The following is a 22,531-nucleotide window of genomic DNA, read 5'->3' as shown; positions in this document are numbered from 1 at the left end:
CCGCGGATCGAGGGGACGGGCGCGGGTCGGGCTCCGGGTCCGAGGGGGCTCCCGGCTCGGGCTCGGGCTCGGCGCTCCGGGCTCAGGCGATGGACGCGCCGCCGTCGACGAGGATCTCCGCGCCGGTGATGCCCGAGCTCTGGTCGGAGACGAGGAAGAGCACCGTCGCCGCGACCTCCTCGGGGCGCAGCAGCCGGCCGAGCGGCATGCCGGAGGCGATCTGCTCGAGGAGCGCGGACGGGTCGCCCGGGGCCAGGGCCGCGAGGCCGGGCGTCTCGGTCGGCCCGGGCACGACGGTGTTGATCCGGACGCCGCGCGGCGCCAGCTCGGCGGCCCAGGTGCGGGTCATCGTGGCGACGGCCGCCTTCGAGGCCCCGTACAGGCCGAAGCTCTTCTCGGTCCCGGAGCCCGCGGTGGAGCCGGTCACCACGATCGCGGCCCGGTCGGTGAGGTGGGGGAGCGCCCCCTGGACCGTCAGGGCGGTGCCGCGGACGTTGGTCGCGAAGGCCGCGTCGATGTCGTCAGTGGTCACGTCGGCCAGGTCCTTGAACCCGCCCCCGCCCGCGTTGGCGTGCACCGCGTCGAGACCGGACCCGCGGGCGGCGACCGCGTCGAAGACCGCTCGCGCGCCGTCGGGCTCCGCGGCGTCCGCGCGGACGACGGTCACGGCGTCGCCGAGCTCCTCCGCCACCGCGTCGAGCTGCTCCTGCCGGCGGCCGGTCACGAACACATGCGCGCCCTCCTGTACGAACCGGCGGACGACCGCGAGGCCGATGCCCGAGGTCCCGCCCGTCACGAGGGCCGTCCGACCGCTGAGTGCTGCATCCATGAGAAGCTCCGTCCGAGTTGTTGACTGATCGTTCTCATACGGTAGACGTGCTGGATCGATCAGTCAATAACTCGGGAGGAACCGGGTCTTCGCGGGCCGCGGACGCGGAAGCGCACCGCCCCCGGAGAGACGGTGCGCTTCTGCGGCGGATCAGACCGCGACGAGCCAGGTGAGCTGCGAGTGCGGCTCGACGATCAGCGGGCCGAGCTCCCTGTTGAACTCGGCTCCGTAGTCGGCCGAGATGTGCGCCTGGAAGGCGTCCTCGTCGCGGTAGACCTCGTAGACGAAGAACCGGGCCGGATCGTCCTCTCGCCGGTAGGGCGTGAACTCGACATTGCCCGGCTCCCGGCGGACCAGGACGGCGAGGTCGGCGATCATGCCGGCGACCGTCTCCTCGTGACCGGGCTTCGCGGTGAACTCGGCGTAGAGGATGCGGGCGCTCATGCCGTCGCCGCCCCGGTCATGATCGCGACCGCGTCGGTCATCGAGTGCGACTGCGGGGTGATCGTCGCGGCCTTCTTGCCGAGGCGCTGGATGTGGATCCGGTCGGCCACGTCGAACACGTGCGGCATGTTGTGGCTGATCAGGATGACCGGGATGCCTCGGTCGCGCAGATTGCGCACGAGCTGCAGCACCTGGTTCGACTCGCGGACGCCGAGGGCGGCGGTCGGCTCGTCGAGGACGACGACCTTCGAGCCGAACGCGGCGGCGCGGGCGACGGCCACGGCCTGGCGCTGTCCTCCGGAGAGGTTCTCGACCGGGACCGTGACGTCCTGGAGGGTCGAGATGCCCAGCTCGGTCAGCTCGGCGCGCGCCTCCTTGCGCATTCCGGCGGTGTCGAGCATCCGGAAGACGGAGCCGAGGATCCCCTTCTTGCGCTTCTCGCGGCCGAGGTAGAGGTTCGAGGCGACGTCGAGCGCCGGGGAGACGGCGAGGTTCTGGTAGACCGTCTCGATGCCGGCGCCGCGGGCGTCCTGCGGGCGCTTGAAGGTCACCGGCTGCCCGTCGAGGAGGATCTCGCCCTCGTCGGGGATCTCAGCGCCGGTGAGGCACTTGATCAGCGTCGACTTCCCGGCGCCGTTGTCGCCGATGATGGCGAGGACCTCGCCGGGGTAGAGCTCGAGGCTCACGCCGTCGAGCCCGACCACGCGGCCGAAGGTCTTGACGAGGCGCTTGGCCTGCAGGACGGGGGTGCGGGCGGCGGCGGGAGCGGTGCCCGCGGCGTCGATGAGGGTCACTTGCGAACCTTCCGGATCCACTGGTCGACCGAGACGGCGACGATGATGAGGACGCCGACAGCGAGCGTCTGGTAGAGGACGTCGAGCCCGGCGAGCGAGAGCCCGTTGCGGAAGACGCCGACGATGAGGGCGCCGAGGAGCGTGCCCCAGACCGTGCCGCGCCCGCCGAAGAGGCTGGTGCCGCCGATGACGACCGCGGTGATCGAGTCGAGGTTGAGGTCGGCTCCGGCGTTCGGGCTCGCCGCGTTGGTGCGGCCGATCTGGATCCACGCGCCGATGGCGAGGATCGCGCCGGCGGCGAGGTAGACGCTCATCAGGACGCGGTTCACGCTGATGCCGGCCAGGCGGGCGGCCTCCTTGTCGTCGCCCACCGCGTAGACGTGGCGGCCCCAGGCGGTCTTGCCGAGGATGAACGCGATCACGATGTAGACGAGGAGCATCAGCAGGACGCCGTAGCTGATGCGGACGCCGAGGATGTCGAAGGTGCCGCCGGTGGAGGGCAGCAGGGCCGGCATGTCGGTGCCGCGGACCGTCGAGCCGCTCGAGTAGAGGAGCGTCAGCGCGACGAAGATGTTGAGCGTGCCGAGGGTGACGATGAACGGGGGGAGCCGGAGCTTCGTCACGAGCAGGCCGTTGAAGGCGCCCGCTGCGAGGCCGACGACCAGGCCCAGGAGCAGGGCGACGACCGCCGGGAGCCCGTTCTCGGTCGCGGTCTGCGCGATGACCATCGAGGTGAGGACCATGACCGCGCCGACCGAGAGGTCGATGCCGGCGGTGAGGATGATCAGCGTCTGCGCGACGGCGAGGGTGCCGACCACCGCGACCTGCTGCGTGATGAGCGAGAGGTTCGACGGGTCGAGGAAGCGGTCGTTCAGGAGCCCGAAGACGATGACGGCCAGGACGAGGACGACCGCCGGGCTGACGGCCGGATAGCGGTGCAGGACTCCGCGGACGCGGTCCAGCGGCGTGCGGCGGTCGAGGAACTCGCTCGCGAGGTCGAGTGCGGAGGTCGGCGGATTCGGGTCGGTGGTCTTCTGAGCCACGATGGCCTTTCTGGAGTCGCTGGGAGCGGGAGGAGGAGGGCGGGGCGCCGGAGCGCCCCGCCCGCGTGGGGCTACTCGCCCCAGCAGATCCCGGCGGCGTCGTCGGAGGTGATGCTGTCGAGGCCGTCGACCGGGGTGTCGGTCACCAGCTGCGAGCCGGTGTCGAAGAAGTCGAGGCCCTCGCTGGTGCTGGGCTTGGTGCCGTCCTCGGCGAGCTGGGCGATCGCCTCGACGCCGAGCTGGGCCATCTTCACCGGGTACTGCTGCGCGGTGGCGCCGATGAGGCCCTCCTTGACGTTCTTCACGCCGGCGCAGCCGCCGTCGATCGAGACGAGCAGGACGTCCTTCTCCTTGCCCGCGGCCTGGAGGGCCTGGTAGGCGCCGTAGGCGGCGGGCTCGTTGATCGTGTAGACCACGTTCACGTCGGGGTTCTTGGACAGGAGCGTCTCCATGGCGGTGCGGCCGCCGTCCTCGGCACCCTGGGTGGCCTCGTTGCCGACGATCTCGTAGTCGCCGCCGCTGTAGCTGCCGGTCTTCGCCTCGTCGCCGTTGGTCTGGTCGTCGGCGACGTCGATCCCCATGCCGGTGAGGAAGCCCTGGTCGCGGTTGTAGTCGACCGAGACGACCTTGTCGTCGAAGAGGTCGAGCATCGCGATGGTCGCCTTCTTCCCGTCGAGCTGCGCGGCGGTCCACTCGCCGATGGCCTCGCCGGCCTTGAAGTTGTCGGTGGCGAAGGTGATGTCGACGGCGTCGGCGGGGTCGGGCGCCGTGTCGAGGGCGATGACGAAGAGACCGGCGTCGCGCGCCTTCTGGATGGCGTCGACGACGGAGGGGCCGTTCGGGGTGATCAGGATGCCCTTGTCGCCCTTCGAGATCGCGTTCTCGATGGCCTGGATCTGGGTGTCCTCGTCGCCGTCCTCCTTGCCCGCGGCGAGCGTGAGGTTCACGCCGGCGGAGGTGGCCGCCTCCTTGGCGCCGTCCTCCATCGCGACGAAGAAGGGGTTCGTCGTCGTCTTGACGATGAGGGTGACGCCGACGCCGTCTCCGCTGCCGGCGGTGGAGCCGGCGTCGGACGAGCCGGGGCCGGAGCTGGAGCAGGCGGTCATGCCCAGGGCCGCGAGGATCGCGACGGAGCCGAGGCCGATGTACCGGGTGAGGCGAGGGGAACGGTTCGTCATTGAAAGTCCTGTTCATAGGGCGGGAGCAGCCTCCCGACAACGATGTCAGAGGTAGGTCTATCGGGTCGGTGACGCTAAGGTCAAGCGATCCTCCAGAAAGCGAGACCCGACCGTGACATCGTTGTCAGATCGAAGCGGCGCCGGTGCAGGCCGCCGTCCGACCATGAAGCACGTCGCCGCTCTGGCCGGAGTGGGCATCAAGACGGTCTCCCGGGTCATCAACGGCGAGCCGAACGTGTCGGCCGCCACGATCGAGCGGGTGCAGGCCGCCGCCTCGCAGCTGCAGTACCAGCCGGATCTGCACGCCGGGAACCTCCGCCGCTCCAACGGGCGCACGAACACGCTCGGACTGCTGGTGGGCAGCGTGGCGAACCCCTTCTCGGGTGCTCTCCACCGTGCCGTCGAGGATCTCGCGAACGAGCGCGGGGTCGCGGTCTTCGCCTCGAGCCTCGATGACGACCCCGCCCGTGAGCGCTCCTCGGTGAACGCCTTCGTCTCGCGGCGCGTCGACGGGCTCATCCTGACCACGGTCGCGCCGAGCCAGGCCTACCTGGGCGTCGAGGTCGACCGCGGCACGCCTGCGGTGTTCGTCGACCGCGTCCCCTCGGGGATCACGGCGGACGCGGTGATCACCGACAACGCCGCCGGCATCGCCCGCGCAGTGGGGCACCTCGCCTCCTTCGGGCATCGCCGCATCGCGTTCCTGGGCGACCGGCCCGAGATCTTCACCGCTCAGGAGCGGGAGCGCGGCTTCCTCGAGGAGATGAGCCGGCTCGGCCTGCCGGTGCCGCCCGCGTACGTGCGCCACGGCGCCCACGACGAGCACGCGGCGGAGGAGATGGCGACCGCTCTGCTCGACCTCGAGGTGCCGCCGACCGCCATCGTCGGCGGGCAGAACCTGATCACGATCGGCGTGCTCGCCGCGCTCCGCCGTCGTGGCGCGCACGGAAGGGTCGCCCTGATCGGCTTCGACGACATCCCCCTGGCGGAGCTCCTCGAGCCCGCCGTCTCGGTGATCGCGCAGAACCCCGCGGTCATCGGGCGGACGGCTGCCGAGCGGGTGTTCCTCCGCCTCGACGGCGAGGACGAGCCGGCGCAGACGTTCGTGATCCCCACCGAGCTGATCGCCCGCGGCTCCGGCGAGGTGCCCTGCCCCGACTGAGAGGCGGTGGGACGGGATCTGATCTTTCTCGCAGACCGCTCTTGAATTGTCCGGAGGACAGTCCGTAGATTGCCCAGCAATTGACAACGTTGTCACTCGTGACACGCGCAACGAAGGGCGTTCTTCCGTGCTTTCTCCTCATCGCTCGCTCCCACGGCGCAGCGGCCTGGTGGCCGTCGCCGCCGCGCTCTGCCTCGTCGGCGGCGGGCTCTCCGTCCCCGCTGTCTCCGCCGCTCCGCTCGACGCGGCAGCGGAGACCTACCGTCCGGCGATCCACTACTCGCCGACGAAGAACTGGATGAACGACCCGAACGGGCTCGTGTACTACGAGGGGGTCTACCACCTCTACTACCAGTACAACCCGCAGGGGACGCGCTGGGGGAACATGAGCTGGGGCCACGCCACCAGCACCGACCTCACGCACTGGACCGAGCAGCCGCTCGCGATCCCGGGCGATGCGGAGTCGGACATCTTCTCCGGCTCGATCGTCGTGGACAAGGAGAACACCTCCGGATTCGGCACCGCCGAGAACCCGCCCCTGGTGGCGATGTACACGGCCGCGTACAAGACGGGGGAGCAGGCGCAGGCGCTCGCGTACAGCACCGACGCCGGGCAGACGTGGACGAAGTACGAGGGCAACCCGGTCATCGACCGTGACCAGAACGACTTCCGCGACCCGCACGTGTTCTGGTACGACGGCGGCACTCCGGAATCCTCCTACTGGGTGGTCGTCACCGTGGAGGCCGACGACCACAAGGTCCTCCTCCACAAGTCGACGGACCTCAAGAACTGGACCGAGCTCAGCGAGTTCGGCCCGGCCAACGCGACCGGAGGCGTCTGGGAGTGCCCGGACCTGTTCCCGCTGGCGGTCGACGGCGACCCGTCGAACATCAAGTGGGTCATGGTCGTCAACCTCAACCCGGGGGCGGTGGGCGGCGGCTCCGGCGGCCAGTACTTCGTCGGCGACTTCGACGGCACCACCTTCACCTCCGAGTCGACCGTCGGCTCCGACACCCTCCCCGAGGGCACGACCCTCGCCGGGTTCGACGACGGGACGTACAACGGCTGGACCGTGGACAACGAGCCCGGCAACGGGAAGAACGGGCCCTTCGGCTCCGCCCCCGCCACCGGTCCGATCGACGGCCAGCAGACCGTCACCGGCTTCTCGGGGACGGGACTGATCAACGGCTTCAACGACGGCGACTGGCCGGTCGGCTCGATGGAGTCGCCCGCCTTCACGGTGGACCAGGACCACCTGAACTTCCTCGTCGGCGGCGGCAACCACCCGCACGTCGACGGCACGCAGCTTGCCAACGACCCGCCCGCCGGGAGCGAGCTGCTCTTCGAGGGCTTCGAGTTCCCGGACCAGCAGGGCCTCGCGGACAACGGCTGGGCAGTGACCGGCGACCTCGTCGGCGGCACCAACCCCTCGACCAGCGGCGGCGAGTTCTTCCTCGGCCAGAAGCGGATCAACACCTTCGACGGCGGACCGAAGGGCGACGACAACCTCGGCACCTTGACCTCGCCGGAGTTCACGATCGACAAGAGCCACCTGAGCATGCTCGTCGGCGGAGGCTTCCGCCCCGAGGGAGACGCCCAGACCCTCGAGGTGCAGCTCGTCGTCGACGGCGAGGTCGTGCAGACCACCGCCGGCACGAACGACGGCGCCCTGAACTGGAAGAGCTGGGACGTCTCGGCCTACCAGGGGAAGGCGGCGCGGATCGTCGTCGTGGACGACGCGACCGGCGGCTGGGGTCACCTGACGGTCGACCACATCGTGCTCGCCGACGCTCCGGCGCAGGTCCGCTCCAACGAGACGAGCGTGAACCTCGTCGTCGACGGGGAGATCGTCCGCACTGCGACCGGCAGCGACAGCGAGACGCTGGACTGGAAGAGCTGGGACGTCGCGGACCTCGTCGGCCGCACGGCGCACCTGCAGGTCGTCGACAACAACCGCGCCGGCTGGGGCCACATCCTCGCCGACCAGTTCATGCTCGCCGACGAGCCCGCGCAGAGCCGCCTCGTCGACTACGACTGGCTCGACTGGGGCCGCGACTACTACGCAGGGGTCACCTTCGACAACGCGCCCGACGACAAGCGGATCATGATCGCGTGGATGAACAACTGGCAGTACGGCGAGGCCATCCCGACCGGGACCTGGCGGGGAGCGATGGCCCTCCCGCGTGAGCTCTCCCTCGAGACCGTCGACGGCGCCCCGAAGCTCGTGCAGAAGGTCGTCGATCAGACCGCGGCCCTCGAGCGCGGCGACGAGGCGTTCACGCTGGGCGCCACGGACATCGCCGACGGTGAGACCGCACTCCCGGCCGCCGCCGAGGGCAGCGTCTACAAGCTCGACGCCGTCTTCAGCGCCGGGGACGCGGACTCCTTCGGCCTCTCGGTCCGCAACTCCGCCGACGGCTCCCAGCGCACGCCGATCACCTACGACGTCGCGTCCGGTCAGCTGAGCGTCGACCGCACCCGCTCGGGCGACGTCGGCTTCGACGCCGACTTCCCGTCGGTCGAGACCGCACCCGTGGCGCTCGACGACGGCGAGCTGCACCTCGAGCTCTACGTCGATCACGCCTCCGTCGAGACGTTCGCGCAGGGCGGCCGCGCGACGATCACCGATCAGGTCTTCCCCGACCCGAGCAGCACGGGAGTCTCGCTCCTCTCCTCCGGAGGGACGGCGCGCCTCGAGAGCCTGACGGTCACACCGCTCACTCCGTCGATGTTCACCGATCCGGCGGCGGTCGCCTCGCTGACCCCCGCGGGCGCGGCGCAGACCGTCGAGACCGGAGCGGCGATCACCGGCCTCGGAGTCACCGCAGCGAACGCGGCCGGCGAGCCGGTGGCGGGCGCGGACGTCGCGTACACGATCGAGGGTCCGGCCCGCTTCGCCGACGGAGGCACGACCGCCGCCGCGACGACCGGCGCCGACGGCTCCGCTCCGCTCCCCGCGGCCACGGCGGGCCCCGGCACGGGTGCCGTGTCGATCACCGCGGTCTCGGGAGGCGTCAGCCGGCTCCTCCCCGCCGTCACCGTCGTCGCCCCGGCGACCCGGGTCGACGTCGACGTGACGATCACCGGCGTGAAGCGCGGCGGCTCGGTCGTGCTGACCGCCACCGCGACGAACGAGGGGAGCACGCCGGTCCGTCTCAGCATCCCGACGGCCTTCGGTGAGCTGAAGGTCGCTTCGCTGGCGGCGGGCCGCACGAAGACGGTCTCGGTCGACACGCACCTCTCGCGGGTGCCGTCGGGCTCGTTCCGCGTGACGGCGACCGCCCCGGACGGGACCCGGGAGACCTTCCGGGTGGCGTACCGCGGCACCGGCAAGTAGCGGCGAGGAGGGGCGAGGAGAGGGGCGGAGGCTCGGGGCTGGACCCCGGGCCGCCGCCCCTCTCCTGCGCCCGCTGCCGGATCGCGCGTCCGACGAACGCGTCCGGCACCACGCCCGGTCTCCCGCCGCGAGGGCGGGCATCGATGCGTCACGAACGGTCGTCACGCGCGCCCGGAAGCGACCGTTCGTGACGCATCGATCGCGGACCGTGCGCGGGGAACGCCGCACGAAGCGGGGCCGTCAGGCGAGCGGATCGCGGTCGCGGGTCAGCGGGGCCGCCCGCAGCGCCCGCATGTAGATCCCGTACCGCCGCAGCTGGCCGGCCGCCGCCGCCGCGCGTCCGGGGCGCAGGCCGGACAGCCGGTACACCAGCATCCGCGACGCCATCCCCGTGAGCACGACCGCCCGCCAGGCCTGCTGCTGCAGGTCCGAGCGCGCCATCCGCCAGCCGTACAGGTCGAAGAGGTTGACGATCCAGGCGGTGCCGACGCGGCCGTCGACGCCGCTCGAGGAGCCGCCCATCGCGTGCAGGGCGTGCAGGCGCGGATCGAGGACCACGCGCAGGCCCTCGGCGCGCAGGCGGAGGCAGATCTCGACGTCCTCGGCGTACATGAACCAGCGGTCGGTGAGTCCGCCGACGCGGTCCCAGACGGCCAGCGGGATCATCAGGCAGCCGCCGCTCACCCAGTCGACGTCGCGCTGGCGGCCGTGCAGGTCGGCGGCGAACAGGTAGTGGCCCTCGAAGGAGGGGAAGCGGCGACCGAGGCGCGAGAGGCCGGTCTGGTGCAGGAGCATCCGGCGGACCGTGGGGGCGTGGCCGGCGGCGACGATCACGACGTCCTCGCCCTCGTTCTCGAGGAGAGGGGAGACGGCGCCGATCGTCGGATCGCTGTCGAGAAGTGACGCGAGCGAGCCGACGACCTCCGCCGAGATCTGCGCGTCGGGGTTCAGCAGCAGCAGGTGGCGGCCGGTGGCGTGGGCGGCGCCGAGGTTGACGGCCCGCGAGAATCCGGCGTTCTCGGTGTTCTCGACGACCTGGACGTCCGGGTACTCGGCGCGCAGCACGGCGACCGTCTCGTCGCGCGAGAGGTTGTCGACCACCAGGACTTCGACGCTCTCGTCGCGGCCGGCGAGCGCGTCGAGGCAGGAGCGGATGACGCCGATGCTGTTGTAGGTGACGATCACGATCGACACGGACGGCCCGCTCACGGCAGCACCGCCACCATCGCGGCGCGCAGCCGGGCGACCACGGCGTCCCAGCTGTAGTGCTCGAGCACCGGAGCCGGATCGAGCGGTTCCGGCGGGTCTGCGACGAGCTCGCGGATCGACGCCGCGATCGCCGCCACGTCGCGCGGATCGACCAGGCGGGCGTGCTCGCCGAGGATCTCGCGGAACACGGGGATGTCGCTGGCGAGGATCGGCGTGCGGCAGGCCAGGGCTTCGAGGGTCGGCAGGCCGAAGCCCTCGTCGAGGGTGAGGAAGAGGAACAGCGCGGCGTTCTCGTAGAGCCAGCGGAGCTCCTCCGTCTCGATCCGTCCGAGCAGGCGCACCGAGCCGTCGTCGAGTGCGGCGCGCACGGCCGGAGGGAACTCGGTGCGGACGCCCGAGGCCTCGCCGACGACGAGGAGCGGGAAGGAGGGGGAGAGCACTCCCGAGGCGAGAGCGGCCTCGATCGTGGTCGCGAGGTTCTTGCGCGCGTTGAGGCGGCCGACGGCGAGGAGGAAGCCGTCGAGGTCGTCGACGCCGGCGGGCGCCACGGGCTCCGCGGCGGCGAACGCCCGGTTGAGGCCGAGGCCGACGGGCACCGCGCTCGTCGCGGCGGACGTGCGGACGATGCGGCGCGACTCCGCGACGCTGCTCGCGATCACCACGTCGGCGCGGCGGACGCTGAGCGGCATGAGCGAGAAGTAGGCGCGCTCCCTCCGCGTGAACCACTCCGGATTCGTGAGGAAGAGGAAGTCCTGGATGAACACCGCGGACCGCCCCAGAAGGGGGGTGAAGTTGTGCGCCAGAGTGATGTCCGGACGCAGTCGGAGAGAGAGCAGAGAGAGTTCGATAACGGCGCTGATCCCCTGCGGCCGGAGTCTCGTCGGCACTACTCGGGCGATTCCCGCTAACTCCCGTCTCGCCGTCTCCACCCCCGTCAGGGGGGCAGCAATGACAAGGGAATCCTCAGGAAAGAGTCGCGCCCAGGAGAAGGTGATCTCTCGCATGACCTCACGGTTGGAGATCGGGCCGCGAATCCACCAATTACCATCGAGCAGGACCCGTAGGGATCCTCGGTGCGAACCTGTGCCGGGCATTCGACCCCTGTCTGGGAATGGGTTCTCATGGATGTCCCGACTGTAGCGAACGGACTCCTGCACCGGACGCCCACGAGTACCGGCCCGAGGGTCGCCGCACCGAGGAGAGGGCCCCATGAGAGCTCGACGCCGCACTGCACTCGTCCGCTGGGCCGTCGCCGCGCTGGGGGCGGTCGTGGTGCTCAACGCGGTCGTCGTCGCCCAGACGCAGGTGGGCTCGGACGCGACCGCCGACTTCCTGAGCTCGGTCACGGCGCTGACCAACATCCTCTCGGTGATCGCCTTCGCGATCGCGGGCCGGAGCGCCTGGCGATCCGCGCGATCCGGGGGCAGGAGGAGTGCTGCGGCGCACGGGGAGTCGCGGGCCGTCACCGCGATGCGCACCCTCAACACCGCCACGCTGCTGAGCATGTCGGGCCTGTTCCTGGTGATCTACGGGCCCGCCGTGCTCGGCGACCCGGCTCAGCTGAACCCGAGCACGGTGGTCCTGCACGTGCTCGTGCCGGCGCTCGCGCTGGTCGAGCTGCTCGCCGTCCCGGGCGCCCGCCCGGTCGACCTCCGGCTGGTCTGGGCGGTGATGGTGTTCCCCGTCCTGTGGTTCGCCTACACCTTCGTCAGGGGCGCTCTCACGTCGCGCTACGTATACGAGTTCCTCGACCCGGAGCTCTCGGGCGGGGAGCGGATCATCGTCGGGATGACCGTCCTGATCCTCTCGATCTTCTTCCTGATGGGTGTCGCGATCCTGTCCCTCCAGCGGTGGCGAACGGCGGTCCGTTCGCCGCTAGTATGAGCGCCAATACCCGCCTTCGGGGGTGCGAGTAGGCCGTCGAATGAATGCTGTGCACCGTCGCATACGCCTGGTATTGCGACAGCAGAGTTTCGTCGGGCGCGCGCCTTTCTCACGGCGCCGCACAACAAAGGGAGAACCGGGACATGGGCAGGTCGGTCGCCATTATCGGCACGCGGGGCTATCCCAGTTACTACGGGGGATTCGAGACAGCCGTCCGACGTCTCGCGCCATTCCTTGCGGAGCAGGGATGGGAGGTCACGGTCTACGGAAGGCCGGGCACCACGGCCCTGCAGGACCCGGACCGCGACGAGCGGGTGATCACCCGGCAGACGCGGGGAGTCGAGAGCAAGTCGCTCAGCACCCTCTCCTACGGGCTCACGGCCGCTCTCGACGCGGCGAAGCGCAAGCCCGACGTCGCCCTGGTGCTCAACTGCGCCAACGGCTTCTGGCTGCCGATCCTCAAGCAGCGCGGCATCCCCACCGTCGTCAACGTCGACGGCATCGAGTGGGACCGCGCCAAGTGGGGCCGCTTCGCGAAGTTCGTCTTCCACCAGGGCGCGGTCTGGACCGCCCGCCACGGCGACCGCATGGTCTACGACGCCGCGGCGATCGAGACGCGCTGGAAGCGGGAGTTCGGCCGCGACGGCGACGTCATCCCCTACGGCGGCGACGTCCCCCCGGAGCACCCGGTCGAGCCGGGGCTCACCCACCGCGGCTACGCGCTGATCGTGGCGCGCTTCGTCCCCGAGAACACGGTGCCCGAGTTCATCGAGGCGGCCGAGCGGATCGCGCGGACCCACGACGTGGTCGTCGTCGGCTCCTCCGGCTACGGCGGTCCGATCGACCAGGCGGTCAGCGCCCTCGCGCAGCAGAACGCGCGGGTGCACTGGTTCGGGCACGTCAGCGACGACACCCGGCTCCACTCCCTCTGGCAGCACGCCGGGGCCTACTTCCACGGGCACAGCGTCGGCGGCACCAACCCGGCTCTCGTGCAGGCGATGGCCTGCGGGGCTCCGGTCGTCGCCCGCGACACCGTCTTCAACCGCGAGGTGCTCCAGGAGGCGGGGCGCTTCGTCGCTCCGACCCCGGACGCGATCGCCGAGGGCGTGCTCGCCGTGCTGAACGACCCGATCGAGCAGGAGCGGCTCTCGTACCGCGGGCACCTGCGCGCCGTGCACTCCTACTCCTGGGCCGAGGTGAACGCCGGCTACGAGCGCTCGCTGCTCAGCGTCATCGCCGAGCGGGCCTCCGCGGGAGCGAGCAGGAGCCGGGCGTGAGGGCCCCGCGCGACCTCGGCTACGACGACCTCCTCATCAGCTACCACGTCGGCCCGCTGACGGGCGTGACCGCGGAGCGTGTGCGCACCGCGCTGCGCGACCTCCTCCTCTCGCCCCGCGGCGCCGTGCTCCTGCGGCGCCGCACCCGCCTCCGCGGGTGGCGCCGGATCGACGTGGCCGCCGCCCTCGACGCGGCCGAGCGCGCCGTGCGGGTCGTCGACGGCCCGCTCGAGCGCGAGGACCTGGCGCACCGACTGCTGGCGCCGCAGTTCGCGCCGGGCGAGCTGCCGGTCCGGATCCTGTTCGACGGCGCGACGGTCGGCTTCACCCTCCCGCACAGCCTCTTCGACGGTACCGGAGCGACCGCGGTCGTCGCGCTCGTGATCGAGAAGCTCGGCGCCCCGGGGGCCGACGGCACCGCTCCGAAGCCGCTCGCCGCCGCTCCGCTGCGCGAGATCGTGGAGCGCTTCGAGCTCACCGGTCTCGCCGGCGCCAGGAGGGCCCGCGACACCTTCCGCACTCTGACCGCCGCGACCGGCACCGGCTACCAGCTCGACGCGACCCTCTCGAAGGAGGAGTCGGACCGCCGCGCGCGCCTGGTGACCGCGGTGCTCGGCCCCGAGACTCTGCGGGCGATCGCCGCGACCCCGGAGCAGGCGCGCGAGGGCCGGCGCCCCGCCCGCCCGCCGGTGTCGCTCAAGACCGCGAGCCTCGTGCTCCGCTCCCTGCAGGACTGCGCCGCCGACGGCCTGGACTTCCGCGTCGTCGTCCCGGTCGACGCGCGCCGCTGGGTCGCGAAGGGCACGGAGGTCGGCGGCAACCTCTCGCCCTCCCTCCCGCTCGGCCGCCTCCGCGCCGACGACTGGTCCGCGACCTCGCTCCTCGAGCGGCTGTCCGCGGCCACCAGGTCCGGCCTCCCCGCGACCTGGCTGCTCGCGAGCGCGCTGCTGAGCATCAAGACCCTCGTGCAGCACCCGCTGGCACCCCTGCGCACGCCGCGCGAAACGCCCCGCGTGCCGTGGGAGATCCACGTCTCCCTCCCCTCCACCGAGGTGCCCGTCCCGGAGGGGCTGCTGCCGCGGATCGAGCCGGACACCATGGTCGGCGGGATGCCCGCCCACCTGCGCTTCCCGCTCGGCGTCTGGGTCGAGATCGCGCCGCTGCGCGACAGCATGCACCTGACCGTCCACGACGAGACCGGCACCTTCGCTCTCGACGGCTTCGAGGAGCGGCTGCTCGCCGCCGTCGGCGCCCGGGCCGCGGAGGCCTCGTGAGCGGGCTGCTGCGCCTCCTGAACTCCCCGATCACCATGCTCGCGAGCCGCCTCTCGGTGGCGGCGCTCGGGCTGGTCAGCGCCCCGCTGATCGCGCAGGCCCTCGGCCCGAGCGGACGCGGCGAGACGGCCGCGGCCCTCGCCTCGATGTACCTGATCCCGATCGTCCTCGCGCTCGGCATGCCCCTCGAGATCCGCCGGCGCGTTCTCGCCGCGGCGGGCGACCTGGGCGCGGTGCGCACTGCCCGGCGGCTCGCGCTGCTGACCGCGATCCCGGCGGCGCTGATCGCCTGGCTGCTCACCTCCACTCTCCTCTCGGCGCTCGACGAGGCGGCCACGATCGCGGTGTTCGTCGCGATCACCGGGACCCCGCTCATGGTCTGCTGGATGATCGACATCGGCGTCGTCGGGGCGCAGCGCCGCTTCGGAGCGGTCGCGCTGCTCCAGGCCACCCAGCCGCTGGTCTACGTCGGCGGGATCGTGGTGCTGTTCCTCCTCGACTCGATCACCGTCTCGGGCGTGATCTGGTCGAACTTCGCCGGCTCCGCGATGACCGCGCTGATCGGCTCGCTGCTCGACCGCCCCCGCGGAGCCGCTCCGGCGCCCTGGCGGCCGCTCGTCCGCGGCTCCGTCACCTTCTACGGCGCGCAGGCCTCGGACGCCGCGTACCAGCGCCTCGACCAGGTGATCATGCTGCCGCTGATCGGCTCGCACCAGGCCGGTCTCTACTCGGTCGCCGTGACGATCGGCACGCTGCCCGTGTTCCTCGCGCACGCGGTCGCCGCTCCGGTCTTCTCGGACATCAGCCGGACGGAGGGGGGCGCCCGCGTCACCGCGACCGGCGACGCGCTGCGCTCGGCCTTCGCGGTCGGCCTGGCCTCGGCCGTGTTCCTCGCCGTCGTCACCCCCTGGGGCGTGCCGTTCCTCTTCGGCGACGAGTTCGCGGAGGCGATGCCCGCGGTCTTCTTCGCGATCCTCGGCTCCGTCTTCGTGGTCGTCACCGTCAGCGCCGGCGAGGTGCTCTCGGCGCGCAACCGCGGCATCAGCCTCACCGTCGCGCAGGGCGCCGGGCTGATCACCTGCCTCGTGCTCCTGTTCGCCTTCGGCCCGGCGAACGGCGCGATCGCCGCCGCCATCGCCAATGCGAGCGGGATCCTGATGGCGCTGGTGGTGATGGTGCTCGCGATCCGGCCCCCGGCGCGGACCATCGTCCCGCGGCCCTCCGACGTCCCGCTGGTCGTCCGGCGCCTCACGATGCGGGGCGGCGCGGCATGACCCGCACCGCGGCGCCGCTGCCCCGGGCCGGCTCCCGCACGGCCGCCCGCGGACCGGTGCGCACCCGCCGCACGCTCCGCGCCCTCCTCGGCCGCGACGGGCTCGGCCTGCCGTGGCTGGGCGTCCTGCTGCTGGTCTTCGCCCTCCCCGCGAACGGAGTCGCCTCCGCGTTCCTGCCGGGCGCCTCGGCGACCGCGTTCGGCGCGATCAAGGACGCCACCATCCTCGGACTCTTCCTGCTCGTGCTGGTCAGCGGGCGGATCAAGCGGGTGCCGGTGCCGATCGTCGTGCTCGTGCTGATGATCGTCGGCCTCGGCGCCGTCTCGGCCGTGTGGACGGAGAACCCGATCCAGGCCGCCTACGGCTGGCGCAACGACTTCCTGCCGTTCCTCGCGCTCATCGTGGTGCCCGCGGTGCTCGAGAAGCGCCACCTCGGGATCCTCGCGACCGCGTTCGTCGTCGCGCTGCAGCTCTCCTCGATCACGACCATCCTCACCTGGAACCAGGGGCTCGACTGGCTGTTCACCCTCGGGGTGTTCCCGCTGGCTCCCGGGACGCCGTTCCCCTCCTCCCTCTTCGTCGCCGGGAGCATCGTGCCCCGCGGCTTCAGCCCCTACAGCGCCCCGAACGAGAGCGCCGTCGCCGTCACGATCGCGCTCGCCGTGCTGTGGACCCGCCCCCGCTGGCCGCTGTGGCTGAAGGGCGCTCTGACGCTCCTGCCGCTGGTGGCCGTCTACCTGACGCAGTCCCGGAGCGGCTACATCGGCCTGGCGATGCTCGCGGTGACCCTGGTGGCCTGGGCGCTGTTCCGCGCGAAGCCGATGCTGGTGTGGGCGATGCTCACCGTGACCACGGCCGCGGCCGTCGGCGGAGTCACGCTCTACCTCTACATCGACAAGGTGATCTCGCACGTCGCCGACCCGTCGCTGATCGGTCACAGCGACAGCCTGCTCGAGAACATCCCGCTGCTCGTCGCGCACCCGTTCGGCTTCGGCCTCGGCAAGGTCGGCCCGCGCGCGCAGCTGTACTCGACCGACAGCGTCCTCGTCGAGAGCTTCTTCCTCGTGCTCGCGATCGAGTCGGGGATCATCGTGATGCTGCTGTTCGCGGCGCTGCTGGTGTACCTGTTCCTCCGCGGGCTGCGCGCGCCGACCCTCGACGGCTTCCTGCCCACGGCCGTGGTCGCGGGCACGCTGGTCAGCTACACGGTGCTGCCGACGCTCCAGGAGGGTCCGGTGGCGTACACGCTCTGGATCGTCTGCGGCATGGGCGTCGTGGCCGGGCGGGCCGAGCAGGCGGTGCGCGCGGGCACCGCCCGGGTCCGCGAGCCCTCACCCTCGCGCAACGCCGCCCACCTCGACGGGCCGCGCGCCGGCACCGGGGCCCACGTCGTCACTCCCCGCGGGGAGGGGCGCCGGCACCGGCTGCAGCGCTCCCGGGTCTCAGGCGGACGCCGTCGCCGCGGCGGTGACGACCGTGCTGCGGGGAGCCTGCGCGACCACGGTCCCGAGGACGTCGCCCCCGACGTCCCGTAGCCGGTCGGCCGCGGCGACGAGGTCGGCCGAGGACGAGACCCCGGCGCCCGCGACGAGGACCGTCGTGGCGACCATCTTGCCCAGCAGCACCGCGTCGGTGGCCGAGAGGATCGCGGGGGAGTCGACGATCACGTGGTCGTAGCGGCGCGAGAGGTGCGCGATCACGCGCTCCATCGCGGGGGTGCCGATCAGGTCGCTCGGGTTCGCCTGGCTGCCGCCGGCCGTGAGCACCGTGACGCCCTGCGCGCTGACGGGCAGCGACCCGTCGGCGGGAAGGGTGCCGGTGCGGAGCAGGTCGGCGAGGGTCGGTCCGCCCGTGGGGACCCGGAAGACCGTCGACTGCGCCGGGTCGCGCAGGTCGGCGTCGATCAGCACCACGGTGCGGCCGATCTGGGCGATCGAGACGGCGAGGTTCGCGGCCACCGTGCTCTTGCCGTCGCCCTCGCGGGCGGAGGTGACGAGCAGGGTGCGCTCGTGGGTGCCGGAGCCGAAGAGGAGCGTCGTGCGCAGCATCCGGAACGACTCGGCGACGGCGCTGCGGCCGTCCACGACGAGGGGGGAGCGACGGACGGCCGTGTCGAAGGGGATCGACTCGAGCACCGGCAGGGTGGTGCCGGCGGCGACGTCCTTGGCCGAGCGGATGCGGGAGTCGCCGAGCGAGCGCAGCACGACGACGCCGACGCCGAGGATGAGGCCGGTCGCTCCGCCGAGCACGAGGTAGACGAGGAGGTCGGGGCTGAGCGGCGAGCCCGGCACGGACGCCGCCTCGAGCACCTTCACGTCGACCCGGCTCGCGCCGCCCGTGACGGGGCGCTCGATCTGCGCGACGTAGCTGCGCAGGCTCTCGGCGACCGCGTCGGCGATCCGCGCGGCCTGCTGGGCGTCGGCGTCGACCACGTCGATGCTCATGATGACCGTGCCGGGGAGCGCGGCTGGAGTGACCTCGCCCGCCAGGTCGCCGACGGTCATGTCGAGTCCGAGGTCGTCGATGACGGGCTGCAGCACCGAGCTCGAGTCGACCAGCGCGACGTAGGAGGCCACCCGGGCCTCGGCGCTGGTGAAGGACGCGCCGACCTCGGCGCTGGACTGGTTGTCGGCGGTCGCGACGGAGACGAACACGGTCGTCTGCGCCCGGTACTCCGACTCCGACGCCATGGTCGCCACGGAGGCGGCCGCGAGGCCGAGGGCGACGAAGATCGAGATGACGAGCCAGCCCCGGCGGAGAAGACGTCCGTACTCGCGAATTCCCACAGTGCCGTCCTTGTCGAGGAGGGATCCGGCGGAGCGGATCGAGACGATGAGCGTGCTGCTGTCGATCCTGGCAGAAGCGCGCCGCGTGTCCCCGGCGCCGGGCCGCAGCGGATGCGCCGTCATCGCGGCGCGGACGTGAACGGGGCCGGATCCGTCGCGTTCGCCCCGACCCGTGGCGTCGATCGACGGACGTCAGCCCCGCCGCACCCGCAGGCGCGTCTCCTCGAGGTCGAGCAGCGACTGGGCGTCGCGGAGGATGCGCTGCGGGTAGGCGCGGCGCGAGCGCGCGTCCAGCAGCGCCTCCCGCTCGGCCGCGACCACGGCGAGGCGCAGCGCCCGGTAGAGGCGGTGCGGAGTGTCCGCGACCGACCGCTCCGTGCCGCGCGAGCGCTCCCAGGCCGCCTCGGAGCGGAGGAACGACGTCTGGCGCACCCGCTCCAGGACGTCCGGAGCGACGCCGTCGGCGCCCTCGACGGCGTCGCCCGGGTGCTCCAGCACCGAGAGGCCCTTCTCGGTGATCTCGTCGAGCAGACCCGCGAGTGCGCGCTGGTCCTCGGGCACGTCGATCCCGCGGATGCCCAGCGCCCGGATCAGCAGCGGCAGCGTGCTGCCCTGGATCAGCAGGGTCGCGACGGCCACGGTGAAGGCGATCAGCACGAGCTGCGGGCGGTACGGGATGTCCTCGGGCAGCGACTGCGCGGCCGCGAGGGTCACCACTCCGCGCATCCCGGACCAGCCGAGCACCAGACCGCCGCGCCAGCCGATGCCGTTGCGGCTGAAGTGCCGGTAGTCGCTGCGCCGCAGCAGGTAGCGCCGCTTCGCCCGGCCGCGCTCCTCCTTCGGCAGCTCCTGCGCCTCGGGCGACTCGAGCAGCTCCTTCTGCTCGCGGGCCCGGCGCTCGGCCCGGCGGGTCTGCCAGCGCTCGCCGAGGAGGACCGGGCCGACCCAGAGGAAGCGCACGACGATCAGCCCGACCACCGCGATCAGGCCAATCCCGACAGCTCCGGGCACGGAGAGGCGCGCGCTGTCGGCGTCGTGGATCAGCGAGCGGATCTCGAGCCCGATCAGCAGGAACACGCCGTTCTCGAGCAGGAACTGCACGGTCCGCCAGTTGATCCGGTCGTTCACCCGCGACTGCGCGGTGAAGGCGCGGGAGGAGGCGTGCCCGGTGTGCAGGCCGGCGACGACCACGGCGAGCACGCCCGAGGCGCCCAGGCCCTCGGCGGGGATGAACGCGACGAAGGGGACGATGAAGGAGAGGACGGTGTTGAGCACCGGGTCCTCGAGCCGCGAGCGGACGAAGACGGTGACGACGCTGGCCACGAACCCGACCACGACGGCCACGACGACCGCGTAGAGGAAGTCGCCGATCGCGGCCCACGGCGTCGCGAGCGTCCCGGCGGCGGCGGCGAGAGCCGAGCGGAGGAGGACCAGCGCGGTCGCGTCGTTGATCAGCCCCTCGCCCTCGAGCAGGGTGAGCAGACGCGGCGGGAGGCCGAGGCGCCGGCCGACCGAGGTCGCGGCGACCGCATCGGGCGGGCTGATGATCGCGCCCACGGCGATCGCCAGGCCCAGCCCGAGCTCGGGGAGGAGGAGGAAGAGGAGCGCGCCGACACCGGCCGCCGAGATCAGCACCAGCACGACTGACAGGCCGGTGATGGTGGTGAGGTTCCGGCGGAAGTCGATGAACGGGACGCTGAGCGCCGCCGCGTACAGCAGCGGCGGCAGCACGCCGTCGAGCACCCACTCGTGCGGGACGACCACCTCCGGCACCCCGGGGATGTACGAGAGGCCGACGCCGGCGAGCACGAGGACGATCGGGGCGGCGACGCCGAGGCGCCGCGAGAAGACGGCGACCGCGACGAGGACTGAGACGCCGACGATCGCGGCGATGCCCAGCTCCATCAGCGGAGGCTCTCGAGGGCGCAGAAGGGCATGGTCTCGTCTCCAGGGGGTGGCGGGCGATCGCCCGGGACGAGTCTGCGCCTCTCGGCGGATGCGGGGCAGGGGGTTGCGAGCACCCGGCGTCCCGCGCCGGGGTCAGCCGTCGTCGCGAGCGGCGCGCCGGTCGAGCAGGCGGGCGAGCGCGAGGAGCAGCGCCATGGCGCCGAGCGCCGCGACGGCCAGGGCGAGCGCGGCGCCGGGCTCGAGCGTGATCCCGCGCTCGACGACCTGCGCCCGCAGCACCGGGTCGGCCGAGACGACGAGCAGGCCGATCGAGGCGGCGGCGAGGACGAGTCCGTAGAGGACGGCGCCGACGCGGATCCGCGGGCGGGCGGTGGCGGGGGTGGGCGTGGTGGTCATCGTGCGGCTCCGGTCTCGGGGGTGGGGCTCGGGGTGGGTGTCGGGGTGGCGTCGGCGTCCGGCGCAGTGGTGCCGGAGTCGGCGCCCGGTGTGGAGTCCTGGACGCGGATCGACCCGCCCTCCTGGGCGATGCGGACCACGAACGGCTCGGCCTCGGGATCGCCGAAGGTCTGCGTCCACAGCTGACGGCCGTCGGCGGTGCGGACCTCGCGGGGCGCGTCGATCGCGCCTCCGTCGGCGTCCAGCACGAGGAGCTCGGTGTCCTCCGTGGTCGCCTCGAGGCGGACCGCCGTTCCCGCCATCGTGGCGACGGACACGTGCCCGTAGCCGATCCACAGGTCGAGCGGCTCGCCGGAGGTCTCGTAGCCGGGTGCGACCGTGACGCGCAGGTCGCTCGCCGCGAGCGTCGCGTAGCGGCCGGGAGCGGCGCTCGAGAAGCCGTAGGTGCCGAGCACGGGGAGCAGCTCGCGGTCGGTCGGCAGCACGGCGGCGCAGGCGGCCGTGACCAGCGCGACCGTCGCGAGGGCGATCAGCGCGATCGCGCGCCTCCGGAACAGGCCGGCGAGCACGATCACCACGGCGAGCACGAGCGCGGCCGAGGCGGCTCCGACGACGAGGGCCGTCGGTCCGGAGGCGGTGAGCGAGACCAGTGCGCCGGTCAGGGCGGCGGCGCCCAGGGCGAGCAGCGTGAGGCTCGCCCGCAGCCGGGGGTTCGCGGCGCGTCGGAGGCGCTGGCGCTCCAGGCGCGCGGCGGTGACGGCGGCGGCGGCGAGTCGCGCCTCCTCCGCCCGGGCGCGGGCCGTCTCACGGGCCGACGCGCTCTGCTGGGCGCGGAACGCCTCCCGCTCGGCCCGCCAGGCCTCCTGGCGCTCGCGCCACTCGGCGACGGCCTCGGGGGACGAGGGGCGCTCGTCCTGCAGCCCGGGGTCGGGTGCGGGGTAGGCGGGAGCGGAGGGCGCGGGGTAGGGGAGCGTCGCGGAGGGGTGTGCGGACGGGGAGCCCTGGGCCGGGTGAGCGGCCGCGTCGTCCGATCGCCGGCTCCGCCGCACGATCCAGACCACGAAGGCCACGATCAGCCCGAGCACCATGAGCGACCACAGCGTCCGCCCGGTCGCGGGCGCCCAGGGCATCGCCCCGGTGTACGCGCCGCCGAGCGACCAGAAGCCCTGCGCCACCGGCAGCATCGAGGCGAGCACGAGGACGCCGATCCCGGCGTGCACCCGGTCGAGCGAGCCGCGCAGCAGCCGCTCCACCGGCAGGGCGCCGTCCTGGTCGGGCAGCAGCAGCCAGGCCGCGGCGTAGAGGAGGAGCGCGGGCCCGCCCAGCACCGCGACGACGAGCACGATCCCGCGCACGATCAGCGGGTCGATGCCGAGCCGGTCGGCGATCCCCGCGCAGACGCCGCCGATCCAGCCGGGACGGCGGGGCAGGTCGAGGCCTCGCAGCCAGAGCACGAAGCGGTTCTCGGGCGCGGGGGGCGGATCGGCGGGGCCGGGGGCTCCCGGGTCGGGGCTCTCGGGGCCGGTGCTGTCGGGTCCGGCCGCTCCGGGATCCGTCCCGATCGGCGTCGTCGCTGTGCCTGCCGCCTCCGTGCCGTCCGGCTCCGCGGAGCCCGGCGGGGTCGTGCTCTGTCCTGTCATGCTGCGAGTCTCCCGTGCGCTCCACGGCCCGGACCATCGGGGGAACCCCTGATCCGACCCCGAGAGCACCCCCGATCGTGCGGCCGACCTGTTTGG

At 72.5% G+C, this 22,531-nt stretch carries 18 protein-coding genes; 7 read left to right on the top strand and 11 right to left on the bottom strand.

Annotated features, from left to right (window positions below):
* Positions 1-82: 82 nt before the first annotated feature.
* From GTU71_RS12160 to GTU71_RS12140, 5 genes are all read right to left on the bottom strand, one after another.
* Positions 83-829 carry an SDR family oxidoreductase gene (locus GTU71_RS12160; RefSeq protein WP_104282777.1) on the bottom strand — a complete coding sequence of 249 codons (747 nt, stop codon included), beginning with the start codon at positions 827-829 and terminating at the stop codon, positions 83-85.
* A gap of 150 nt (positions 830-979) precedes the next feature.
* A complete protein-coding gene (locus tag GTU71_RS12155) occupies positions 980-1,273 on the bottom strand; it encodes a putative quinol monooxygenase (protein WP_104250283.1) in 294 nt (97 codons plus the stop codon).
* Complete coding sequence (locus tag GTU71_RS12150) at positions 1,270-2,067, bottom strand: ATP-binding cassette domain-containing protein (RefSeq protein ID WP_104238957.1); 798 nt, start codon at positions 2,065-2,067, stop codon at positions 1,270-1,272. Before GTU71_RS12150 ends, GTU71_RS12155 begins: the two co-directional genes overlap by 4 nt.
* Positions 2,064-3,110 (bottom strand): ABC transporter permease, encoded by a 1,047-nt coding sequence (locus tag GTU71_RS12145; RefSeq protein WP_104238958.1) that lies wholly within the window; start codon positions 3,108-3,110, stop codon positions 2,064-2,066. The genes GTU71_RS12150 and GTU71_RS12145 overlap by 4 nt, the downstream gene beginning before the upstream one ends.
* Before the next feature lie 71 nt (positions 3,111-3,181).
* A complete protein-coding gene (locus tag GTU71_RS12140) occupies positions 3,182-4,288 on the bottom strand; it encodes a substrate-binding domain-containing protein (protein WP_104238959.1) in 1,107 nt (368 codons plus the stop codon).
* A 163-nt stretch (positions 4,289-4,451) separates the two neighbouring features.
* Between GTU71_RS12140 and GTU71_RS12135 the strand changes: the two genes are divergently transcribed.
* Entirely contained in the window at positions 4,452-5,450 is a 999-nt protein-coding gene (locus GTU71_RS12135) for a LacI family DNA-binding transcriptional regulator (RefSeq protein ID WP_104256432.1), read from the top strand.
* A 127-nt stretch (positions 5,451-5,577) separates the two neighbouring features.
* Positions 5,578-8,787 (top strand): GH32 C-terminal domain-containing protein, encoded by a 3,210-nt coding sequence (locus GTU71_RS12130; protein WP_279631239.1) that lies wholly within the window; start codon positions 5,578-5,580, stop codon positions 8,785-8,787.
* 240 nt (positions 8,788-9,027) lie between these two features.
* On the opposite strand, the gene GTU71_RS12125 is transcribed toward GTU71_RS12130, so the two are convergent.
* The gene (locus GTU71_RS12125; RefSeq protein ID WP_159940266.1) at positions 9,028-9,981 is read right to left on the bottom strand and encodes a glycosyltransferase family 2 protein; all 954 of its coding nucleotides are present in this window, start codon (positions 9,979-9,981) and stop codon (positions 9,028-9,030) included.
* Between the two features lie 11 nt (positions 9,982-9,992).
* Positions 9,993-10,760 carry a glycosyltransferase family 1 protein gene (locus GTU71_RS12120; RefSeq protein WP_159940264.1) on the bottom strand — a complete coding sequence of 256 codons (768 nt, stop codon included), beginning with the start codon at positions 10,758-10,760 and terminating at the stop codon, positions 9,993-9,995.
* Between the two features lie 445 nt (positions 10,761-11,205).
* Here GTU71_RS12120 and GTU71_RS12115 point away from each other — a divergent pair, with 445 nt between their 5' ends.
* The 5 genes from GTU71_RS12115 to GTU71_RS12095 all read left to right on the top strand — a co-directional run bounded on the left by GTU71_RS12115 (position 11,206) and on the right by GTU71_RS12095 (position 17,240).
* The gene (locus tag GTU71_RS12115) at positions 11,206-11,880 is read left to right on the top strand and encodes a Pr6Pr family membrane protein (protein ID WP_159940262.1); all 675 of its coding nucleotides are present in this window, start codon (positions 11,206-11,208) and stop codon (positions 11,878-11,880) included.
* 143 nt (positions 11,881-12,023) lie between these two features.
* Complete coding sequence (locus GTU71_RS12110) at positions 12,024-13,157, top strand: glycosyltransferase (protein WP_104256434.1); 1,134 nt, start codon at positions 12,024-12,026, stop codon at positions 13,155-13,157.
* Positions 13,154-14,431: a hypothetical protein gene (locus GTU71_RS12105; RefSeq protein ID WP_159940260.1), complete on the top strand. Its 1,278-nt coding sequence runs from the start codon at positions 13,154-13,156 to the stop codon at positions 14,429-14,431. The genes GTU71_RS12110 and GTU71_RS12105 overlap by 4 nt, the downstream gene beginning before the upstream one ends.
* On the top strand, positions 14,428-15,705 hold the full coding sequence (locus tag GTU71_RS12100; RefSeq protein WP_159940258.1) for an oligosaccharide flippase family protein: 1,278 nt from the start codon (positions 14,428-14,430) through the stop codon (positions 15,703-15,705). Before GTU71_RS12105 ends, GTU71_RS12100 begins: the two co-directional genes overlap by 4 nt.
* Entirely contained in the window at positions 15,702-17,240 is a 1,539-nt protein-coding gene (locus GTU71_RS12095) for an O-antigen ligase family protein (RefSeq protein ID WP_159940256.1), read from the top strand. The genes GTU71_RS12100 and GTU71_RS12095 overlap by 4 nt, the downstream gene beginning before the upstream one ends.
* Here the strand turns inward: GTU71_RS12095 and GTU71_RS12090 are convergent.
* The 4 genes from GTU71_RS12090 to GTU71_RS12075 form a co-directional block, all read right to left on the bottom strand.
* On the bottom strand, positions 17,148-18,614 hold the full coding sequence (locus GTU71_RS12090) for a polysaccharide biosynthesis tyrosine autokinase (RefSeq protein ID WP_159940254.1): 1,467 nt from the start codon (positions 18,612-18,614) through the stop codon (positions 17,148-17,150). The genes GTU71_RS12095 and GTU71_RS12090 overlap by 93 nt on opposite strands.
* Before the next feature lie 69 nt (positions 18,615-18,683).
* Positions 18,684-20,396 (bottom strand): cation:proton antiporter, encoded by a 1,713-nt coding sequence (locus GTU71_RS12085; RefSeq protein ID WP_159940252.1) that lies wholly within the window; start codon positions 20,394-20,396, stop codon positions 18,684-18,686.
* A gap of 135 nt (positions 20,397-20,531) precedes the next feature.
* The gene (locus GTU71_RS12080; RefSeq protein WP_104225751.1) at positions 20,532-20,795 is read right to left on the bottom strand and encodes a hypothetical protein; all 264 of its coding nucleotides are present in this window, start codon (positions 20,793-20,795) and stop codon (positions 20,532-20,534) included.
* Positions 20,792-22,435 carry a PspC domain-containing protein gene (locus GTU71_RS12075; RefSeq protein ID WP_159940250.1) on the bottom strand — a complete coding sequence of 548 codons (1,644 nt, stop codon included), beginning with the start codon at positions 22,433-22,435 and terminating at the stop codon, positions 20,792-20,794. The genes GTU71_RS12080 and GTU71_RS12075 overlap by 4 nt, the downstream gene beginning before the upstream one ends.
* Between the last annotated feature and the right edge of the window lie 96 nt (positions 22,436-22,531).

Origin of the sequence: Rathayibacter sp. VKM Ac-2762, from assembly GCF_009866585.1 — a bacterium.
In the GTDB taxonomy this organism is placed as follows: domain Bacteria; phylum Actinomycetota; class Actinomycetes; order Actinomycetales; family Microbacteriaceae; genus Rathayibacter.
Note: the sequence above shows the minus strand (reverse complement) of the source record. Positions and strands in the feature narration are given on the sequence as shown.